The sequence below is a fragment of the Chryseobacterium fluminis genome, assembly GCF_026314945.1.
Taxonomy (GTDB): domain Bacteria; phylum Bacteroidota; class Bacteroidia; order Flavobacteriales; family Weeksellaceae; genus Chryseobacterium; species Chryseobacterium fluminis.
This window is the reverse complement of sequence record NZ_CP111121.1, coordinates 206,461-226,768: the sequence shown is the minus strand read 5'-3', so window position 1 is coordinate 226,768 and position 20,308 is coordinate 206,461. Positions and strand designations below refer to the sequence as shown.

18 protein-coding genes are annotated in these 20,308 nt (G+C 38.2%); 9 read left to right on the top strand and 9 right to left on the bottom strand.

The genetic code is table 11. The features are described from left to right. Positions 1 to 65 precede the first annotated feature (65 nt). Entirely contained in the window at positions 66 to 1,445 is a 1,380-nt protein-coding gene (locus tag ODZ84_RS00995) for a hypothetical protein (protein WP_266175158.1), read from the bottom strand. Between the two features lie 567 nt (positions 1,446 to 2,012). Between ODZ84_RS00995 and ODZ84_RS00990 the strand changes: the two genes are divergently transcribed. The 7 genes from ODZ84_RS00990 (at position 2,013) to ODZ84_RS00960 (ending at position 6,314) form a co-directional block, all read left to right on the top strand. Next, positions 2,013 to 2,312, top strand: a complete 300-nt coding sequence (locus ODZ84_RS00990) for a hypothetical protein (protein WP_266175157.1) — start codon at positions 2,013 to 2,015, stop codon at positions 2,310 to 2,312. 309 nt (positions 2,313 to 2,621) lie between these two features. Then, a complete protein-coding gene (locus ODZ84_RS00985) occupies positions 2,622 to 3,431 on the top strand; it encodes an enoyl-ACP reductase FabI (RefSeq protein ID WP_266175156.1) in 810 nt (269 codons plus the stop codon). Between the two features lie 248 nt (positions 3,432 to 3,679). Continuing rightward, positions 3,680 to 4,183, top strand: a complete 504-nt coding sequence (locus tag ODZ84_RS00980; RefSeq protein WP_323136829.1) for a hypothetical protein — start codon at positions 3,680 to 3,682, stop codon at positions 4,181 to 4,183. A 223-nt stretch (positions 4,184 to 4,406) separates the two neighbouring features. Continuing rightward, the gene (locus ODZ84_RS00975; protein WP_266175155.1) at positions 4,407 to 4,580 is read left to right on the top strand and encodes a hypothetical protein; all 174 of its coding nucleotides are present in this window, start codon (positions 4,407 to 4,409) and stop codon (positions 4,578 to 4,580) included. Positions 4,581 to 4,749: 169 nt separating this feature from the next. Beyond that, the gene (locus tag ODZ84_RS00970; RefSeq protein ID WP_266175154.1) at positions 4,750 to 5,316 is read left to right on the top strand and encodes a hypothetical protein; all 567 of its coding nucleotides are present in this window, start codon (positions 4,750 to 4,752) and stop codon (positions 5,314 to 5,316) included. A 53-nt stretch (positions 5,317 to 5,369) separates the two neighbouring features. After that, the gene (locus ODZ84_RS00965) at positions 5,370 to 5,954 is read left to right on the top strand and encodes a hypothetical protein (protein WP_266175152.1); all 585 of its coding nucleotides are present in this window, start codon (positions 5,370 to 5,372) and stop codon (positions 5,952 to 5,954) included. 6 nt (positions 5,955 to 5,960) lie between these two features. Further along, positions 5,961 to 6,314 carry a hypothetical protein gene (locus tag ODZ84_RS00960; RefSeq protein WP_266175150.1) on the top strand — a complete coding sequence of 118 codons (354 nt, stop codon included), beginning with the start codon at positions 5,961 to 5,963 and terminating at the stop codon, positions 6,312 to 6,314. A 325-nt stretch (positions 6,315 to 6,639) separates the two neighbouring features. On the opposite strand, the gene ODZ84_RS00955 is transcribed toward ODZ84_RS00960, so the two are convergent. Further along, complete coding sequence (locus ODZ84_RS00955) at positions 6,640 to 6,804, bottom strand: hypothetical protein (protein WP_266175149.1); 165 nt, start codon at positions 6,802 to 6,804, stop codon at positions 6,640 to 6,642. Between the two features lie 189 nt (positions 6,805 to 6,993). Here ODZ84_RS00955 and ODZ84_RS00950 point away from each other — a divergent pair, with 189 nt between their 5' ends. Beyond that, a complete protein-coding gene (locus ODZ84_RS00950) occupies positions 6,994 to 7,347 on the top strand; it encodes a hypothetical protein (RefSeq protein ID WP_266175148.1) in 354 nt (117 codons plus the stop codon). Here ODZ84_RS00950 and ODZ84_RS00945 read toward each other — a convergent pair. The 7 genes from ODZ84_RS00945 to ODZ84_RS00915 form a co-directional block, all read right to left on the bottom strand. Then, positions 7,325 to 8,764 carry a glycoside hydrolase family 30 protein gene (locus ODZ84_RS00945; RefSeq protein WP_266175147.1) on the bottom strand — a complete coding sequence of 480 codons (1,440 nt, stop codon included), beginning with the start codon at positions 8,762 to 8,764 and terminating at the stop codon, positions 7,325 to 7,327. The two genes, ODZ84_RS00950 and ODZ84_RS00945, sit on opposite strands and share 23 nt — an antisense overlap. A 35-nt stretch (positions 8,765 to 8,799) precedes the next feature. Continuing rightward, positions 8,800 to 9,603 (bottom strand): glycoside hydrolase family 16 protein, encoded by an 804-nt coding sequence (locus ODZ84_RS00940; RefSeq protein WP_266175146.1) that lies wholly within the window; start codon positions 9,601 to 9,603, stop codon positions 8,800 to 8,802. A gap of 244 nt (positions 9,604 to 9,847) precedes the next feature. Next, positions 9,848 to 12,070, bottom strand: a complete 2,223-nt coding sequence (locus tag ODZ84_RS00935; RefSeq protein WP_266175144.1) for a glycoside hydrolase family 3 N-terminal domain-containing protein — start codon at positions 12,068 to 12,070, stop codon at positions 9,848 to 9,850. A 9-nt stretch (positions 12,071 to 12,079) separates the two neighbouring features. Next, a complete protein-coding gene (locus ODZ84_RS00930) occupies positions 12,080 to 13,540 on the bottom strand; it encodes a glycoside hydrolase family 30 protein (RefSeq protein ID WP_266175142.1) in 1,461 nt (486 codons plus the stop codon). A 21-nt stretch (positions 13,541 to 13,561) separates the two neighbouring features. Beyond that, the gene (locus ODZ84_RS00925) at positions 13,562 to 14,440 is read right to left on the bottom strand and encodes a hypothetical protein (protein WP_266175141.1); all 879 of its coding nucleotides are present in this window, start codon (positions 14,438 to 14,440) and stop codon (positions 13,562 to 13,564) included. A gap of 16 nt (positions 14,441 to 14,456) precedes the next feature. After that, positions 14,457 to 16,007, bottom strand: coding sequence for a RagB/SusD family nutrient uptake outer membrane protein (locus tag ODZ84_RS00920; protein WP_266175139.1), 1,551 nt, complete (start codon positions 16,005 to 16,007; stop codon positions 14,457 to 14,459). 11 nt (positions 16,008 to 16,018) lie between these two features. Beyond that, positions 16,019 to 18,928 (bottom strand): SusC/RagA family TonB-linked outer membrane protein, encoded by a 2,910-nt coding sequence (locus ODZ84_RS00915; protein WP_266175138.1) that lies wholly within the window; start codon positions 18,926 to 18,928, stop codon positions 16,019 to 16,021. Between the two features lie 176 nt (positions 18,929 to 19,104). Here ODZ84_RS00915 and ODZ84_RS00910 point away from each other — a divergent pair, with 176 nt between their 5' ends. After that, positions 19,105 to 20,298: an MFS transporter gene (locus ODZ84_RS00910; RefSeq protein WP_266175136.1), complete on the top strand. Its 1,194-nt coding sequence runs from the start codon at positions 19,105 to 19,107 to the stop codon at positions 20,296 to 20,298. The last annotated feature ends 10 nt before the right edge of the window (positions 20,299 to 20,308 follow it).

Here is a 20,308-nt window from a genome sequence, read left to right as displayed (position 1 = left end):
CAGTAAACAAAAAAGGAGACTTCAAAAAAATTGAAATCTCCTCCCTTTATCATCCTCAGTATAGTTTAAAATTCATTGATCATCACATAGAAATGTGCAGAATAAAGGCTCTCCGGACCTGACGATATATTTGTGAGATTTATCGTAATATTCGTCGCCGACGTCATTCTCGGATTTGAAATAGAGAAAGTAGTATTTCCTGCAAAATCCCCTGCCGGAGTTACCACAATGGTTGCTCTGGTAGATCCGGGCTGCAAATTAGCCGGAACAGCGATATTCATCGTTGTGGACTTTCCTGGGCCGATATTGTAGATTGAGACACTTGGCCACACCTCAAAACTCATCTGATTTTTGTTGACTGTACCCTTTTCTCCCAGTTTATACTGTCCGCTCACATCCAGTCTTGCCGACGTATTAGGAGTGCTGGTACCAATGCCTACATTCGCATTATTATTACCTAATACAACAGCATTAGCCTGTGAAGTGGCTGCTCCATATCCAAGGGCCGTAGAAAACTGCCCTAAGGCGCTGGCTCCTGAACCTAATGCCGTAGAGTTCTCATTGCTGGTTACGGTACTGTATCCCACTGCCGTCTCACTGTTGGAGTTGGTGGTGGCTTTATATCCTAAAGCAATCGACTGGAATCCATTGGCAACTGCATTGTTACCGATAGCAGTGGTTTCGTTATTCGTTGTTTTGGCATTATACCCTATCGCCGCAGACTGAAACCCGTCTGTAAGAGAATTGTTCCCTATAGCGATGGATTCATTTTTATTCGTTTTCGCATGATATCCTACTGCGGTAGACTGGTATCCTGCAGCAGTGGACTTATTACCTACGGCTACGGCATCATTAGCCGTTACAGAAGTTTCGTTTCCTACAGAGACTCCCTGGTACGCGGAACTTCCGATTCCGATGGCAATACCGTTCTGACCTGCATTGGCACTTGTTCCCAAGCTTATTGAATTGTCTGTTCCCAGCCTTCCTGCTTTTACAGAATTTACTTTGAAGACCAGGTCGTCATGGGTACAGGTCCCCAGTGAAAGATTCGTATCGGCGCCCCCGTAATTACCAGTGTTTGTTCCCATATTGTTCCAGGTGGCACTTGCAGTTCCGCTGCCGGAATTGACCCCATTCCCGGAACTGGCTCCAGTCACTGAGATCAGGTTCCATTTCAGGTTATTCCAATAATAGAAACCGGTTTCAGCAAGGCCTCCCGTTCCGGTATTCCACACCATAAGGCCGTCTGCCGGAGAAGGAATTGTAAGTTTATCAGTTAATGAGCTTAAAGCAATATTCGGGAAAAGAACGCCTTTGTCCTTAGCACTGATCTGCAGCATGGCAGAAGAGTCCGGATTTGGGGTGCCTATCCCTACTTGAGCGAATGCCAAATGAGAGAATAAAGAAAATAGAAAAATAAATTGCAGTATTAGTTTTTTTTGCATGGCTTAATTATTAATAGTTAATTATTTGAGGATGCAAATGTAATAATTTTCAATAAATAAGGCAAATTTTTAAATATTTTTCAATAAAACCACAATATAGTGATAAAACGTTAACTTAATCACTGTTTAATGACACATAATTCAATATTAACTATATCTTAAATCGTGTACTGAAGCACTTCTACACGGGTTCTTAATTCTTTAAGGCGTGTATTAAAATTGAAAAATTATCAAAAAACATCACTTTAAAATGAATAAAATTAAATTTATCACTGTTTGAGGAAGTTGATTTTGAGATAATCTCTGCAGTTTCCTCTGCCTAAAAAGTGCGCAGACATTTAAAAAACGTTAATTTAAAATTTATTTCGAATGCTGTTAATGTTAAATTGTAAGACAAATAATAATGTAATATTGTTCCGGGTTTTTGCTCATAAGCAGGTATCAGTAAATTTGATCCTTAACACTTACTCTGGTACCACAAAAATTAAGAAAATTTTAACAGCGTACTTTTTCTTTTAGGAATAGTTCTTGTTTATATGTACTTAACAACACAAAAATATTAATGTTATGAACAATTCAGATTACAACAAAGCGGAAAATGCAGTAGATAACACCAAAGACTCTTTAAAAGGGGCAGCCAATGATGCAAAATGGAAAGTTGAAGATTTAGCTGACAGAGCTAAAGAATACATCAATGAGAAAAGAAACAATGATGAGGAAGCGAGACAGGAAGACTGGTTAGACAGAGCAAAAAATAATTTTTCAGATACATGGGAGGATGTAAAGGACAAAGCCAATGACGCATGGGAAAAAACAAAAGATGCTGCAGAGGATGTGAAAGCAGAATGGAATAAAAAGACCAATTAAAATTTCAGTCATATAAATATTTTCAAGATAGAAACGGAATCTCACGAAGATTCCGTTTTTATTTTTTGTTCATTATTGAATTCAGAATGTGAGTTTATCCTGCTGTGAGTTTATGTTAAATTTCATTTTCCTCTATATTATAATGTAGACAGTCATCAATTTAAAAATTATCAATTCTGATCAGATTATTAAAATTTACAATAACAGAAATATCACGTTGGGTTAGTCTTTTTATCAAGGCTTCCTTTTTTATTAGGCTTTAAATACAAATTATTCCTACATTTGTACTATTAATAAACATTAAAAAATATGTCATACGGTTTACTTAAAGGCAAAAAGGGAATTATTTTTGGAGCCCTTAATGATCAATCAATCGCATGGAAAGTTGCTGAAAGATGTCATGAAGAAGGTGCTGAATTTATCTTATCAAATGCTCCTATTGCTTTGAGAATGGGAGAACTTAATGGATTAGCGGAAAAAACAGGTTCAGATGTGATTGGCGCAGATGCTACTTCAATCGAAGATCTTGAAAAACTTTTTGATGCTGCCATTGCCAAATTTGGGAAAATCGATTTCATCCTTCATTCCATCGGAATGTCTATCAACGTAAGAAAAGGAAAACATTATACAGAGATGAATTATGACTGGTTGGAAAAAGGCTGGGATATTTCTGCCGTTTCTTTCCATAAAGTAATGCGTGTAGCTTATCAGAAAGATTGTATGAATGAATGGGGAAGCATTCTTGCACTTACGTATATTGCTGCTCAGAGAACATTCCCTGATTATAATGATATGTCTGATAATAAGGCTTATCTTGAGAGTATCGCAAGAACGTTCGGAAATTATTGGGGAGAAAGAAAAGTAAGGGTAAATACCGTTTCCCAGTCTCCTACTCCTACTACAGCCGGCAGCGGTGTAAAAGGTTTCGGAGGTTTCCTCGGATATGCAGAAGATATGTCTCCACTGGGCAATGCTACTGCTCTTGAATGTGCCGATTACTGTGTCACACTTTTCTCCGACCTTACGAAAAAGGTAACCATGCAGAACCTGTTCCATGACGGAGGTTTCAGCAGCTCCGGAGTTACTCAGAAAGTTGTGAATAAATATAATGTAGAATAATTTTCTATTATTGAAGATACGATACAACCGAAGCTTTCAGCTTCGGTTTTTTTTTGTTTTAATAATGAAAATTTGGCTGCATCACCAATGCTGTCATCTCAAACAGGAAGGCATATATCTTGTTTAAGCAGTTGAATAACAACTGGTATTATTTTTTCACGCGCTGAGAATTACTACAAATCTTTATGCCGGACATTATATTTTTGTCTATATTTATTGATTCAAGATCAAAAACACATACACAAATTATGAAGAAAAGCACCTTCAATTCTGCCCTGATTTCGGAGAATTACATTCCCGGCATACACCGCACGGTGAAACTCGATATTGTGATTAAAGGAAAACCTGTCAGCCACTTTAAGCACTTCCACCTACAGCAGAGTGCAAGAAGACATCATTACTTTGAACTTACTTTAGCACATGATTCTTTGAGAGAAGCGCAGAACCACCATCTTGAAGAAGCGAGACAATTTCTGGGAAAACGGCTCACCGTTACCTTTAAATATAAGGATGCTGAAAATGAAAGTCCTGAACGGACATTTGTAGGTATCGTTACAAAAGTGGCATTCAGTCAGGAAAAAATGAATCTTGGAAATATTGTATTGAAAGGATACAGTCCGACAATACTGATGGATTCCGCTTCCCATACTCAAAGTTTTGGAGGAAATCAACCGGTAAATACATCCATCATTGCAGACAGGATCATTAAGAAGAGTTTAGGAATAAACAAACTGAATAACCAATTCCCATAAATCTTTCCCGAGTGAAAAAAATTTGATTAAAATTAATTTAATTTTTAAATTTGAAAAAACATAAAAATGATGAAACCCCTAACTGAAGTAGCAGATAATTTCAAGCTTGGTAATTATCTGCTATAAAGAAAACAAGCTACAAATTTTAGTAATTATCATAACAAAATCAATATTATATATCTATCTGTAGTTATACACAAATGAGATAAAACAATCAACACAAATGAAAAAATACAATTTATTAAAAATAGCAATATTCAGCTTATTGGTATTTACAACTTCTTGCCATGAAGAACTTACGGAAACATTATCTGATAAGTCGACTATAATTGAGCAAGCAAGTGTAAAAAATGGAAGATTATATTTTCCTAACAAAGCATCATTAGCAGCAACTTAAAGAACTAAAGACTATAAATCGTGAAAGAGTTCAGAATTTTATTGATAAAAAAGGGATTGAATCACTTGTTCCCATCATTACAGAAAAAAATGAAGCTGAAGTTTTTTCAAAATTAAAAATTCGAAAAATTGAATATTTGCAAAAGCAGTCATCTAGTACGGCTAAAATTATGGCTATTAACAATGACGATATTTATGACGATTTAGATGATTTAGAAGAGGTAGTTGGTGATGATGTATTTGCAGCAATGTTAAATGGAAATGCAGAAATACAAGTTGCAGATAATATATATAAATATACTGATGTTGGATTATTCGTTACCCCTGCTGACAATTATATCAATCTTGAAAATTATCTTGAAGTAAGACAAATTTCAACTAACCTTTTAGAGCCTACCGAACAAGCCGTTAGAGAAGATTTTGTTAATGACAGAATAGCAGATAAATTAACGCCATTATCTGATGCAAGCAATATTGAGTATTTTGTATCTAAAATACAACCAATGGTATTAGATGGTGATGGATATAGTGGCGGTGGTACTTACACCACTCCTGCGGAAACATCTATTGCAGCTATCGTACAAAAACTCCCTATTGGAACTGTAAGAAAACCCTGGTTAGGAAATCTTTTTGGGAAAACTTGGGAAACAGATGATAAATATGAAAGCAGAAGAAGAGTAAAGGTCAAGTTTTATTCACAAAATTTATTTCTTGTCTATGCAATAGGCTGTAAGTAAAACATCAATACAAAGGATGGACAGGATTATGGAGAAAAGAAAATGCAGATCAATTGGGCATAGGTGTTAATTCAATAAAATGGACATTCAATCATTCAATGAAGATGAGTTCTCCTGCTGGAGTTCCCAAACAAGCATATTGGTTTGGCAGTAACATGTATTCCTCATCCGACGGTATATCTTTTGCCTTCTCGCAAAACCAAAACATTCCATCATTACCATTTGCATCTAAATTAGATGGAATTATTCAATTCACAGTTGACTTTACTGGGCTTACAGAAGAGCAATTAGATAAATTATTTTGGGATAATGCATGGAAACAGGCGAATAAATTTCTTGAAGGACAAAATAAAAAGCTAAACAGAGTCGCTTTTGTTGTAGATTCTTTTAGCGTTTCATATGTATGCTACTATGATTTCAGTCAGGTACAAAATAATCAGGATGTCATTGAAAGAGTTTTTGACTGGGGGGTGGCTTCTCCGCAATTCACTTATACTTTTGGTGGAGGCACTGGCAATGGACTGGCTTTGACAAGCTATAAGTGGAATTTTTCAAAACCCGACGCTGTTGCTGTGAACATGTATGGGATAGCCAAGAAAAATGGCGCTTGGCATGGAGTAAAACTTAACGCTAATTAAAATATTATGAAATATTTTTTTCTTACCCTCTTCTTTGTATTCACCTCCTGCATTTCCGATGAAAATCTAAAATTACAATCAAATTCTAAATTTCAGGGGAATTATATGGGAAACTTTAATGGAGGCTTATCAGGAGAAATTAAATTTAACGTTTCTGATACAGGCAACATTGAAGGAACTGTATATTATACTGCATTGAATACCTCTGAAGGCTTATCAGGATATGTAATGATTAGTGGGAAATTTGATGCAAGTACAAAAACCGGATTAAGTTTTTCAGGATATTTAAATGATAAATCCATGAATGGTAAATGGACAAAAGGTAATCTAAATGGAAATTATGACTTCTATAAAAAATAATATGGTGAAAAAATTATTTCTAATTTTAAAGCTGTTTGAACTTTTCTATTATCACAAAGGAGATCCGAAAAGATTTTTAACATTAGGTTTATTTAAGTAATATACTTCGCTTAAAAGAAGTACACGCAAGTCCTGTTGAAAATCTTTGATTTTCTTCTGAGATAGACTGAATTCTGCGGTATCTTTTAAACTTTTTAAAATGTATTTAAGTGTGAGAGAATAACCACATACAGCTACCGCACGAATCCCTTCGTGTGGTTGTCTGTAGTAAACCACAAAGGCAATCCAAAAGATTCTAAACACTTTAGTTAATATAAGTAATACTTTACGCAGAAGAAGCACACTTAAGTTTTTGAAAATCTTTGATTTTCTTCTGATGTACACTTAATTCTGCGGTATTTTCTTCCCCGAAATAGTCCTTTAACGAAAGTTCCCGCCACTGGCAGCCGGTTTTCAGCCGTTTTATAATGGTCTGAATTATTTTTACCAAGTCAAACTTCGTAGAAAATCCTCTTTTCTTCTGCTTAAATGAGTAAAATCCATTTCTTTATTTGATCTTTGCTGATGAGTTCCAGATTATTATTCTTTTAAATTGCAATCCAAACTTGCTAATTTTCTCGAACTCTTTTTTCCTATATAAGTTTAAAGAGCTTCTTTATTAGTATATACCGGAACTTTAATGTATTCGCAAGAAAAATCGTTAACATACAACTCATTTTTTGAAATCCAGGCAGGACTTTTCGGTTTAGATATCTATAATGAGTCTGGTCTTTCAGAACAGTTTGTACTTAGAAGCGAAGTTGATTTAACAGCAGGAATGTGGAGAGGAGATTTATATTCTGAAACAGGCTTTGCATTAATACTTGCCTTGTCCGTAGCGCACTATAATATCAATCAAAGGAATAATAAAAGCAAGAGTAATCTTTATACCGATCACGATAAATATGACAGTAAAAACCCGGCGGCATCTGCGATGCCGCCGGGTCATAAAATAAATGTTAATATGAAGTCTATAAAATTACGGTCTGTATAGAGTGTGCCGGTGCTGACAGCTTGGCAGCCATTCCTTCGATCCAAAGGTGGGTATCGATATCATTTTCAGAATCATTCATGATCACGGTCACCAGCTGTCCGTTTTCATTCATAAAAGTAGTGGACGTTAAAGCTGCCCGGTTGGAAGAACTACCAATTCTCTGAGCATTCGGTTTGATATACTTTGAAACATGGCCTACATAATAATATTCATAGGTGTATTGAACCTCACCTGTTTTTGTATCCGCAATAATGGGGGCAAAACAGAAATTCCCGACATGGTTGGGCCCGCCCGTCTCATCAAGAAGAACGTTCCAGTCTGTCCATAATGCAGTTCCTTTATTGAAATCGTTGATCATATTTCTTCCGTACAGTTCGCCTAAACTCACATCATAAATTTTAGACCTGTCGAACTGCTCTTTACAGCCTTCTGTAAAAGCCAGAAATTTATCCGGGAAAGCGCGTTGCGTTTCTGACAAATTATCAAACAGCTGGGTTTTGTTATTCCATGTTTCATACCAGTGATATCCTATTCCCGCGGCATACTTTGAAGTTTCAGGATCACTTAAGGTCGTTGTTGCTCTTTGGAAGATCAGATCGCGGTTATGATCCCAGATCATCACTTTTTTATCTTTAAAACCATTTTTCCAAAGGGTCGGACCTAAATTATTTTTCAGAAACTCCCCTTCTTCTTCGGCAGTATAAATACAGGATTCCCACGTCTGAGTGGCCATTGGCTCATTCTGAACAGTGAGTCCCCAAACATGAATTCCTCTTTTTTCGTATTCTTTAATGAATTTGATGTAATAATCTGCCCAGGTCTGATAAAAAGTATTTTCAAGCCTTCCTCCTTTCAGCATGCTTTTATTCGATTTCATCCAGGCCGGCGGGCTCCACGGAGAGAAATAAAACGTAAAGTTATTTCCAATTGCTTTTTGGGCTTCTTTAATGAACGGGATTTTATATTTTTCGTCATGAGCTACGTTAAATGATTTCAGAGATTTATCATTCTCCGTTACATATGTATAAGAATCGCTGGAGAAATCACATGAGTTCATATTGGTGCGAACCACAGTATATCCCAAACCATTTTTTCCGTAATACGCATCAATAATTTCTTTCTGCTTATTTTTTGAAAGTTTGTAGAAGGTCTCCGCAGAAGCATCGGTAATTGCTCCTCCGATTCCTATGAGTTTTTGATATCTAAAATCAGGATCCACAAAAATGCAGGCATCCGTTTCTTTAGGCTGAGCCATTTTTTCAAATTTCACCACTCCTTGATCGACCATTTTTTCATTGGTTTTGGAGTGGGTAAGGATTACTTTTGCTGTTTTTCCTGTATTTTTCTTCCAGTAGCTCTGTGCATGGGCATTCATCACCACTCCTACTACCAGACAACTTACCACAAGTTTCTTCATAATTCTTCTATTTTTCTGAGCAATCGCCCATTTCATTATTTGTTCTGATAAACCCTTACGTAATCGATGACATATTTCTGCGGAAAAATACGGTCATCTATTCCTTCTTTTCCACCCCAAAACCCGCCTACGGCAAGATTTAAAATAATAAAATACGGCTGATCAAAAGGCCACGCTTCATTTGTCTTTTCTTTATTTTCGTACGTGAAAAATTTTCTGTCATCAATATAAACATCGATCTTTTCAGGGGTCCAATCTGCTTTATAGACATGGAATTTTTCACTTGCATCCTTTACAATTAAGGTATCGGTTTTCTGCGTTCCGATGAGGTGATTAAACTTCTTTGTATGAACTGACGCATGAATATATCCCTGATTAAACCCTACATGTTCCATGATATCCAGTTCTCCGTCATCCGGCCATTTTTTCATGTTTTCGCTCATCATCCAGATGGCTGGCCAGGTACCGCGACCCTTAGGTAATTTAGCCCGGACCTCAACAGTTCCGTACTGAAAGGAAAAATTACCTTTCGTCAGAAGTCTTGCAGAGGTATATTTATTATTTTTCCAGTTTTCTTTCCGTGCTTCAATGACCAGGTTTCCTTTTTCAAGCCTGGCATTTTCCAGCCTGTTTTTGGTATAGAACTGAGCTTCTTCATTTCCAAAGCCGTCACCTCCAACATCATAGTTCCATTTTGTAGAATCCGGCAGCCCTTTTCCGTTAAACTCATCACTCCAGATTAATTTCATTCCCGAATCAGGCTTATGCGACCCACAGCTTAAAACAGAGAAAAATAAGGTCACTTTAACTGCAGCTGTCATACTATTCCGGATTTTCATACGCAAATTTTAGGTTCTGGGTTTAAATTAATGATTATCTGAATTTTTCTAATACAAAATTGTCTGTTTCATTTTCAGTAGACAAACCATCCTGAACAATGATTACCCATATTCTGCTTCATATCATTAACGGAACTGGTTATTCCCCGAAGATTAATGAGTTCTATCAGATAACATCATCTGACTAACTGTTCTTTACCACCAAAAGCGGGTATTATCCCGCTCTTAGTAATGAAAACTTATATTATTGTAACCAACTGATTCTTTTTGTCTGAACATGCTGAGAGTCGGTTCCGATCATGATATCGAAATCTCCTGCTTCCCAGTCATAATTCAGTTCATCATCATAAAACTTTAAATTTTCCGGGGTTAAACTGAAACTGACTGTTTTAGTCTCTCCTTTTTTAATGAATACTTTTTGGAAATCCTTCAGTTCTTTTACAGGCCTTACCACTCTTCCCACCAGATCCCTGATGTACAACTGCACGACCTCTTCCCCATCATAATTTCCGGTATTGGAAATACTGACACTGATCGTTAAGGTTTGATTTCCTTTAAGATTTGCTGAACTTAACTTCATATCGGAGTATTTAAACTGTGTATAGCTCAACCCGTATCCGAATGGAAATTTAGGATCGTTATCCAGATCAATATAGGCGGAAACATAATTTCGGTCTGTATTATTTTTTGCGGGTCTTCCGGTGTTGTAATGATTGTAATACACAGGAATCTGTCCTTCCGTTCTGGGAAAAGTCATCGGAAGTTTTCCTCCGGGATTTACCGTTCCGAAAAGAACATCGGCGATAGAATTTCCGGCTTCCGTTCCCAGCCACCAGGTGTAGACAATGGTGGGAATATGATCTGCTGCCCAGTCAAAAACCAATGGTCTCCCTGCATTGATCATCAAAACAATCGGTTTTCCGGTTTTAGCAATTTCTTTTAACAGATCTTCCTGAACTCCTGAAAAGTGAATGTTACTTCTGCTTTTTGCCTCACCGCTCATGGCATGACCTTCTCCTAATGTCATGATCACCACATCTGCTTTTTTAGCTGTTTCCACCGCCTCTGCAAACATAGACCGATCCTGATCATCGATATTCGCTCCTTTTGCATACAGCAGCGTTGAGTTTTTGTCCAGCTGATTTTTTATTCCGTCAAACTGAGTGATGATTCTTTGGTCGTCATCTTTAAAGGCCACCGACCAGAATCCGTGATTGGCAGAAGTTTCTTTCCCGAAAGGACCGATTAAAGCTACCGTTTTTGTAGATTTTGAAAGGGGAAGAATATTTTTCTCATTTTTAAGTAAAACGATACTTTTTGAGCCGAATTCTCTTCCGAATTTTCTGTTCTCCTGATTATTGAGCTGTTCTTTCTGTCTTTTTTCGTTACTGAACCGGTAAGGATCGTCAAATAATCCCATTTCAAACTTCTTGATTAGGATTCTTTTTGCAGCATCGTCAATCAGTTTCAGATCTACTTTTCCTTCCTGAACCAGTTTTGGAAGCTCCGCCATATAGGCACGGCTTTCCATATCCATATCGCTTCCTGCATTTAAAGCTTTTTCGGCAGCTTCTTTATTATCCTTCGCATATCCATGAGGCACCATTTCGCCAATACTGCCCCAGTCTGAAACCACAAAGCCGTGGTAATTCCATTTGCCTTTCAACAACTCCCTTAAAATATATTTGTTGGCCGTAGCCGGAATTCCGTTGATATCATTAAAAGAATTCATAAAAGTTGCCACACCCGCTTCTGCTGCTGCTTTGAAAGGCGGCAGATAGGTTTCGTGCAATTGTCTCAGACTCATATCTACGGAATTGTAATCTCTTCCTCCCACAGCTGCTCCGTAAGCGGCAAAATGTTTGGCACAGGCCATGATGGCATCAAGATTTCCAAGACCTTTACCCTGAAAACCTCTGATCCTGGCCAATCCGATCTGCATACCGAGATACGTGTCTTCCCCTGAGCCTTCCATTACTCTTCCCCATCTCGGATCTCTGGCAACATCTACCATCGGGGCAAAAGTCCAGTGAATTCCGTACGCAGATGCTTCGGTAGCGGCAATTCTTTCAGATTTTTCGATTAATCTTAAATCCCAGCTTGCCGCCTGACCTAAATTCACCGGAAACGTAGTTCTGTAGCCATGAATAACATCCTGACCAAACAGCAAAGGAATTTTCAGCCTTGATTTCAATGCCAGTTCCTGGAATTTCCTGGTTTCCTGTGCTCCCGCTACATTGAGCATGGAGCCAACCTTTCCTTGTTTTATTTCGTTTAAAACATTCGCAGAATTGGAATTCTGAGGACCCGTGGCATATTCAAAACCACTGTACTGAATCAGTTGCCCTACTTTTTCTTCCAGTGTCATTTTAGACAGCAGCTCAGAAACTTTCTGATCCACCGTCTTTTGTCCGTATGCATGCATTCCAAATGCTGATAATAGTAAAAAGAACGAAATTTTCTTCATGAATTTATTTTAAAAGATATAGGTCGCTGTTGAACTTCCGGAGATCATCACAGGCGCTGTTTTCTGATTATATTTAATCGTAAAGGTTTTATCCGTGGAATTGCTGTTCTGGACAATCAAAACCGTTTTTCCCGCAGGTGTTTTAAATGCTGCGGTAGAAAGATTTCCGCTTTGTGTGGACGCAATTCTCTGAGAATTCGCCGGAACAAACTTCGAAGCATGAGCAATGATGTAATATGCTACATTTTTTTCATAGCCGGTAGCTCCGTTCACGGTGATGGCCCCTTTACACTGGGTACAGCCACCCGGAGTATGAGGTCCAAACGATGCGTCATTGGCAACATTCCATTCCAATGCGGTCTTGCTCCAATTTCTCATGGATCCGATAATTACGTTTTTCACGTGCCAATCCAGATCTCCGGAAAAACCTCCTGTGGAGCTTGTCCATTGCTCTGTAAAATACACATTTTTAGCATGGAATAAATTATGAACTGTGCTTAATGCCGAAATATCTCCTGCGTATAAATGAAAGGCGGAACCGTCAACATAAGGATTTGCCAAAGGATCATTTAAAACAGCCAATGGATAAGCGGGATCGTCGCAGTTGTGATCATAAGCAATGATTTTTGTATTAATACTGGCAGCCTGAAAAGCAGGTCCTAAGCTGTTTTTAATAAAATTTGTCTGATCTGAAGCCGACATATACATGCTGGGATTATTTCCCGGATGTAACGGCTCATTCTGCGGGGTAACCGCATCTACTTTGATTCCCTGAGCCTGCATTGCCTGAATATATTTTACAAAATATTGGGCATATACATTATAATACTCAGGTTTTAAGCTTCCTCCAACGCTGTTTTCATTGGTTTTCATCCAGACAGGGGCCGTCCACGGGGTAGCCAGAATTTTAATGTTCGGATTAATAGCCAGAATATCTTTTAACATCTGAATTACGGCCTGATCCTTAACCAGGCTGAATTGTGAAAGGGTAAGATCTTTCTGACCGGCCGGCATATCATTATAGGTAAATACCGAACTGTTAAGATCTGATGCCCCGATGCTGATTCTTAAGTAAGAGACTCCAATTCCTGAACTGCCGAAAAGGTCGTTCAGTAATTCCTGTTTTTTAGCAGCACTTAGATGATTCATTACCTCAACACTTCCTCCGGTAAGGGTATATCCGAAACCGTCGACCGTCTGAAAAATCTGAGAAGCATCAATTTCAATCGTGGTTCCTGTATTGGCAGCATTGGAAAAATTAACAGAAGACTGCTGCTGAAGCTTGACAGATTGATCACCCTTTGTGAGCCAGACCTGAATAGGATCGCCCGCAGCAATCCCGTTTTCCGAATTTTCGTTATTGGAAACATCCGCAGCACTGCTGCAGTTAAGGTTTAAAAAACAAAGAAGCGCTACACCGCAAAGTGCAGCACTTCTAAGTACGAAACTATATGAATGTTGTGAAATCATATCATTTTGCTTGTGGAAAGATTAAGTGGTTTTTCTTAGTTCGACTTTGTCTACGCTGAGGCTGCTTACCTTTTCTCCACCGCATTTAATAAACAGGTAAACAGTTCCTGTAGCTGTTGCAGTATAAATACCACTATTCTTGTCATTATTACAGCCTATTCCTGAAACTTTACCTCCGAAAGCCGCTTTACCACAGCCATCCCAAGTATTGATATTTCTGTAAATAGTGCCGCTTACATCACCTCCCGGTGCCGGGATGCTGTTCAGCATATACACTTCAAACCATGCATCTTGTAATGCTGTTGCAGAAGACGCTACCATATCAATTGAATACTTTTGTCCTGCTTCAACATGTACAGCCTGATAAAAAGCCTGCTGATTTCCTCCTGATGCAACTATCGTAGCATAACCATTGCCATTGCCATCATTAGTAAATACCCACTGCGCCTTAGTTGGGCTAATGGGATGTATGGTCCATTTTGCAACTTCAGCCGGAGTATCGAATCTTCCTCCCTGAATAATATTTCCAGCCACAGGATCTGAAGTAGGAACAACAATAGTCTGACTCGCAGTACCGCCAATCTGTCCACCGATCCCCGCTGTATTACGCTGGACAACATAAGTTCCTGCGTCAGGTAGGAAGATATCTAATTCGTTTTTCCCATTATTAAAACCATCATAATCAATGTTCCATTGAGAATTAATAAAGTTTATATAATTATCATTCACAGCTTTTAAGTGATACCTGTTTTCACTTGTTTTCGTTACTGTGAAAGAAGCATCTACAGCAGGCTGCGTAAGACCGTTTCCGTCACCATCAATAGTATCCGGAGAACAACTTGCCAGGAAAAAAACTGCGGAACTCAATAATAAGCCCTTGTTAATATATTTAGTTATCATGTTTAAAATTTGATTGTTAGTATTGTGGGTTTTGTTTCAACGCGGTGTTTGTCAATTCATTAAATGGAATTGGTAAAATTTCGTTTTTACCCGTTGTAAATCCTCTGGCTCCTAATTTAGCCGGAGCATCACCCCATCTTACCAAATCGAACCATCGGTGGCCTTCGCCAGCCAGCTCTCTTCTTCTCTCATCCTTAATCGCCTGCATGGAAACCGGAACTGACGCCAAACCAACTCTCTGTCTTACCGCATCTAATAAGGCCTGAGCTCTGGCACCTGAGCCATTCAAAGCTTCTGCTTCCATTAAATACGTATCTGCCAGCCTGATCGCAATATAATTCTGACGGAAGTTTAGTTCTACCGCCCCCGGCAACGTTGTTTCGTCAGTGGTTCTCGGTAAGTATTTGTTTAAGAAGTACCCGGTATCTCTGAATCCCGGAGAATAGGTAATTTTACCCTGCTGTACTAATGCTTTCGCATTAAAGATTGTGGCATTCAAACGAGGATCTCCCTGCATGAAGCTGAATAAATCATCGGTCACCGGATTGAATCCCCATCCTTTATGGATGCTTGGTGCATCATTAACAGCAGGAGGCGTTAAGTTCACTTTACCATAAGAGACAATAGCAACCATCTGATTAATAGAATTCCCCTCATCCTTTCCTGTTCCCCAGAATCCCCAGTCCGCATTACTCGCATTGGTATGCATCACTTCCAAGATCGACTCTGTACTAAATTTATTATCAATTTTCCAAAGATCTGCAAAATCTGCAACCAGGTGGTAACCGTACTGGCTCGTTCCTCCCGGCGTACCATTGACCAACTGAAATTGTGCAGCGGCTAAATCTTTTTTGTTATCGTATAAGTAAATTTTACCCAAAATAGCACGTGCCGAACCTTGTGTTAATCTTCCCACTTCAGCTTTATTAGCCGGATTAATGGTGACAGGAAGGTCATTGATAGCAGCAAGAATATCACCTTCTATCTGCGCATAGACATCTTCCGGTTTTGCCTGGGGAATGTTATAATAATCGTCTGAAACTAAAATAGGCTTTAAAATCAAAGGTATATTTTTGAACATTCTTAACAATTCGAAATAATATAATGATCTCAATACTTTAGCTTCTGCAATGAATCTGTTTCTTGTCTGATCATTCATATTGGCAGCAGGGATTCTGTCCAATAACAAGTTGGCTTTAGCAATTCCCTGGTAATAATCCTTCCAATAGCTGGCTGGCATGATAACAGAGTTTATAGAATAATTTGAGAAACCCTGGATACCGGCACCATCTGAAGAATTCCCCCCTCCCGAATAGAAATCGTCTGAAGCCCCATTGAAAAATGTGACCATATTTTCGAATCCTCCTGAATACTTTCTAAGCATATCATAAGTGGCAGCCAAACCAGAGTAAGACTGCTCCTCATTTTGGAAATAATTGTTGGAATCGAAAGTTCCTGTATTTTTTACATCCTCAAGATTACTGTCATTACAGGATACAGCTCCAAAACTAATTCCTGCAAGCATTAAAACAGCAACACTTTTATATAGAAATCTTTTATTTTTCATTTTTCTTTTAATTAAAATTGAACATTAGCACCGAAAATGAAGGTTCTCGCCTGCGGATAATAAGCTCTGTCTATACCGAATGTATCACCACCTGCAATTTCAGGATCGTACCCGGTGTATTTTGTAAAGGTTACAAGATTTTCTCCAGTTACATAAAATCTGATTTTAGAAGCACCGATCGTCTTGGCAGCTTCTTTTGGAAGAGAATATCCTACCTGAACCAATTTCAGACGTAGATAATCTCCTTTTTGCAGATAATAATCCGACATTCTTGTGTAGTTCTGGTTAGGATCATCTTTTGTAACTCTCGCCATCGTATTTGTACTTCCTTCTCCTGTCCAGCGGTCAAGGATCGCTGTCTGATAGTTAGCTTCCGGAATGTCAAGTCTTCTCAGCCCCTGAAAAATTTTATTTCCGGCCTGCCCTTGTGCAAACACCATTAAATCGAAATTCTTATAGTTCATGTTTAAAGTGAAACCAAAAGTATATTTCGGCACAGAATTCCCAAGATTGATATAATCATTCTCATCGATTTTACCATCTCCATTAGCGTCTAAACGTTTGAAATCTCCGGGTCTGGCATTTGGTTGAATTAAAGCTCCGTTCGAATTTCTATATGCGTCAATATCAGCCTGATTCTGAAAAACCCCGATATTCTGGAAACCATAGAAAGAACCATACGACTGGCCAACCTGCAATCTCGAAACAGTACCTAATGTTTGGAAAGAGGCAAAGTTTACATAGTCTTTTCCTCCTTCAAGACGGGTAATTTCGTTTTTCAGATAAGAAAAGTTACCATTCGCCGATAAACCAAAGTCTCCCCAATTCTTTTTGTATCCAAGGCTAACTTCAACACCATCGTTATTCATATCTCCGATATTTCTCCATGGATTATTGATTAATCCCAAATATCCCGGCACCTCTACCTGTCTTAAGATATCTGTACTTTTCTTTCTGTAAACGTCTACGCTTAAATCAAAGTTTTTAAAGATCTTAAGATCTGCTGCGATATTTAACTGAGAAGTCCGTTCCCATTTAAGATCCGGGTTCTCCAATGTACTGGGTGCATATCCCACACGGATAATATTATCTCCAAATGTATAGTTGCTTCCGGAAACTAAAAAGTTGGCGTATTGGAAATCTGCAATCGCATCATTTCCCAATACCCCATAACCTCCTCTTAGTTTAAAACTGTTCACCACATTATTCTGAGGCCAGAAACTTTCGTTAGATATATTCCAACCTAAAGACATGGCAGGGAAATTTCCCCAGTGATTATTTCTACCGAATTTTGAAGATCCATCTCTACGAACCGTTCCTGTGAATAGGTATCGGTTGTCATAATCATATACTACCCTCGCAAAATAAGATGCTTTGTGCGTTTGTTTGCCATCCCACGCATTGGAAGATTTATCAGATGCTGCAATATCAAAATTAAATGAAGCCTCTTGCCAATCGTTAGTAGGAAGGTTCTTATAAGTTGTGTTCTGTCCGTAAGAAATATTATACTCATAATACCCCTGACCTAACAAGACACTTAAATTATGTTTCTCAAATCTATTCTGATACGTAAGGGTATTCTCAGTATTCCACTCAAATTTTCTCTGGATTTCACGAAATAAGCTGTTCGTATTATTAGAATTGGCAGAACTTAAGTAAGACTGTGGAGTAAATGCCTGGTTGCCCCAATACGCCAATTTTCCGTTTACACTGGATTTAAAGTTTAAATGCTTAGTAATTTTTAAATCTCCAAAAACATTTGCTACAATATCATCAGACCATCTGTATCTGCCTCTTTGCGTTTCCTGGAAAGCAAGTGGGTTGCTCATCTCCTTACTTACCCAGTGAGAAATCCCGTAAGGGTTTCCATTAGGATCTCTTATAATATTTGCATTGTTTGTATAATCACTTGGGAACGGCTGGCTCGCAATATCCGTTACGACAACAGGTGTCGTAGGATCTAAATTAATTGCAGAACTTAGCGGCCCGCCAAACTCATTATTATCATTGATTCCCTGCGCCTTTACATGAGTATAAGCAAAAGTCTGACCTATTGTTAAGAAGTCAAAAACTTTATGAGTCGAATTAAATCTTGCATTAATTCTTTTATAATTTGATATATTTCTCATTACAATACCCTCTTGGTCGTAATAACCGAATGAAGTATAGAATGTAGATTTGTCATTTCCACCAGTGATGCTGAATTCATGGGACTGACGCTGTGCACTGTTAAAAATCTGTTTCTGCCAGTCAGTACCGGTTCCCAAGGATCCTGGATTTGCAAATGTAGGCGCGTGTCCGTCATTTACATTGGCTTCATTCATAATGGTTGCATACTGTGTTGCATTCAGAAGATCAAGTTTTCTGGAAGCACTTCCCACGCCGAAAAATCCGTTGTAAGAAAGGTTCATTCTGCCTTTCGCTCCTTTTTTCGTAGTAATTAAGATTACCCCTTTTGCGGCAGAAACACCATAGATCGCAGCAGAGGCACCATCTTTCAGAATTTCCATGCCTTCAATATCAGATTGATTAAGCCATCCGATGTTGTCAACCACAATTCCATCAACTACCCATAGCGGATCATTGCTACCGGCTCCAAAACTGGTGATCCCACGAACCCTTACTGTAGGTGCAGCTCCGGGTTGCCCGGAATTTGATACCACTGAAACACCGGCTGCTCTTCCCTGAAGAACCTGCTCCGGTCTACCTGCTACGGGAGCGTTTTCAATATCGGAAGCCTTCACGCTCGAAATTGCTCCGGTTACATTGCTCTTCTTCTGAGTACCGTATCCAATCATCACCACTTCTTCAATCTGATTTTCTTTCGGAAGCGTGTCGTTGGCTGTGTTTTGGGCACTGAAATTTGCAGTAAAATAAAGCACTGCAACCATACCCAGACTTCTAGATATTTTTACATTCATATACAGTTAGTTTTTTAATTCTCAAATTGAGACAATAAAAATATATTTTTTTTTAAATAATTAACATTGTATTAATAATTATTTTAATATTTCGTTTATTTTTGGGGGTTTAAAGGCATAAATTTTATCTTAATTAACATAAAATTTTAATAAAAAGCGATAAAAAAATCCCCAAAATGAACAGCAAGCTTCCCAATATTTCCCTTCCGCTCCGACTGACCTTTCTGATTTTTTCGATGGTGTTAAACTGTATGGGCATTATCATACTGCAACTTTCAGAGGCGAAGATCACCTACGAAAAACTAGGATTTTTAGAGTCATTCAAGGATATTCCCATTGCTTTTATTTCCCTTTTTGCCGTTAATTTTATCAGCAGAGCGGGTACTAAAATATCCCTTATTACGGCTGTTTCCATCGTAGGAATATGCTCCGCAGTACTGCCTTTTGTCGAAGTTTTCTGGTTTTACAAATTATGGTTTGCCATTATCGGAGCATGCTTCGCTATCGGAAAAATCTGTGTCTTCGGCATTATCAGAAACAATATTTCAGACGAAAAATCACTTGCAAAGACCATGAATAGTGTAGAAGCCTCTTTTATGATCGGTATATTTGTGGTGAATACCATTTTCGGATGGCTGATTTCCAGCCGTTTTTCAGAATTATGGAAATATGGGTTTCTGTTCATTTCCGCACTTTCAGTACTGACCGTTATTTTATTTTTGAGAACGACTATCAGTGAACCGGAAAAAACTGATAGTAAAGGGATTTTCAGCGATCTCTCAGGCTTTGTAAACAAGCCTGTTCTAGTGTTTTTAGCAGTAATCTTTTTTATTGTATTCCTTGAACAGAGTTTTAATTCATGGTTACCTTCATTTTATAAAAACCACCTGAAAGTCAATTCATTTTTCGCTCTTCAGGCTTCCTCTTTTCTGGCACTGTTTTCTTATGCGGGGCGTACTATAACGGCAAATGTCATTCACAGGTTCCCGTTATCCACATACTTTATCACCTGTTTGGGCTGTATCATGGGAGTATTATGTATTATTTTAGGAATACAGTATTTTGAATCAGCAGACTCTAAAGCTCTTTTATATTTATTTCCGGTCATCGGTCTGTTTTTATCGCCCCTCTACCCGGTCATCAACTCCAAAATGATCGCTAAAATCGACAGGCAAAAAGCCAACCTGTTTACTTCTCTTATCGTTATTTTTTCTTCTTTGGGCAGCTCTCTGAGTTCTATCATCATGTCATTATTATTCGGAAAACAGCTGATCACCTACTATCCGTTGTATATCTTACTCGCTGTTATAGTGATATTTACAATAAGTTTAATTTATTTTAGGCTGGTCAGAGAAACATTTGAAAAATAATTTTATTTTT

Excerpts from the sequence above, each read along its gene's own strand:
- ODZ84_RS00995 (WP_266175158.1), bottom strand. The coding sequence starts at position 1,445 with ATGCAAAAAAAACTAATACTGCAATTTATTTTTCTATTTTCTTTATTC.
- ODZ84_RS00990 (WP_266175157.1), top strand. The coding sequence starts at position 2,013 with ATGAACAATTCAGATTACAACAAAGCGGAAAATGCAGTAGATAACACC.
- ODZ84_RS00985 (WP_266175156.1), top strand. The coding sequence starts at position 2,622 with ATGTCATACGGTTTACTTAAAGGCAAAAAGGGAATTATTTTTGGAGCC.
- ODZ84_RS00980 (WP_323136829.1), top strand. The coding sequence starts at position 3,680 with ATGAAGAAAAGCACCTTCAATTCTGCCCTGATTTCGGAGAATTACATT.
- ODZ84_RS00975 (WP_266175155.1), top strand. The coding sequence starts at position 4,407 with ATGAAAAAATACAATTTATTAAAAATAGCAATATTCAGCTTATTGGTA.
- ODZ84_RS00970 (WP_266175154.1), top strand. The coding sequence starts at position 4,750 with ATGGCTATTAACAATGACGATATTTATGACGATTTAGATGATTTAGAA.
- ODZ84_RS00960 (WP_266175150.1), top strand. The coding sequence starts at position 5,961 with ATGAAATATTTTTTTCTTACCCTCTTCTTTGTATTCACCTCCTGCATT.
- ODZ84_RS00950 (WP_266175148.1), top strand. The coding sequence starts at position 6,994 with ATGTATTCGCAAGAAAAATCGTTAACATACAACTCATTTTTTGAAATC.
- ODZ84_RS00945 (WP_266175147.1), bottom strand. The coding sequence starts at position 8,764 with ATGAAGAAACTTGTGGTAAGTTGTCTGGTAGTAGGAGTGGTGATGAAT.
- ODZ84_RS00940 (WP_266175146.1), bottom strand. The coding sequence starts at position 9,603 with ATGAAAATCCGGAATAGTATGACAGCTGCAGTTAAAGTGACCTTATTT.
- ODZ84_RS00935 (WP_266175144.1), bottom strand. The coding sequence starts at position 12,070 with ATGAAGAAAATTTCGTTCTTTTTACTATTATCAGCATTTGGAATGCAT.
- ODZ84_RS00930 (WP_266175142.1), bottom strand. The coding sequence starts at position 13,540 with ATGATTTCACAACATTCATATAGTTTCGTACTTAGAAGTGCTGCACTT.
- ODZ84_RS00925 (WP_266175141.1), bottom strand. The coding sequence starts at position 14,440 with ATGATAACTAAATATATTAACAAGGGCTTATTATTGAGTTCCGCAGTT.
- ODZ84_RS00920 (WP_266175139.1), bottom strand. The coding sequence starts at position 16,007 with ATGAAAAATAAAAGATTTCTATATAAAAGTGTTGCTGTTTTAATGCTT.
- ODZ84_RS00915 (WP_266175138.1), bottom strand. The coding sequence starts at position 18,928 with ATGAATGTAAAAATATCTAGAAGTCTGGGTATGGTTGCAGTGCTTTAT.
- ODZ84_RS00910 (WP_266175136.1), top strand. The coding sequence starts at position 19,105 with ATGAACAGCAAGCTTCCCAATATTTCCCTTCCGCTCCGACTGACCTTT.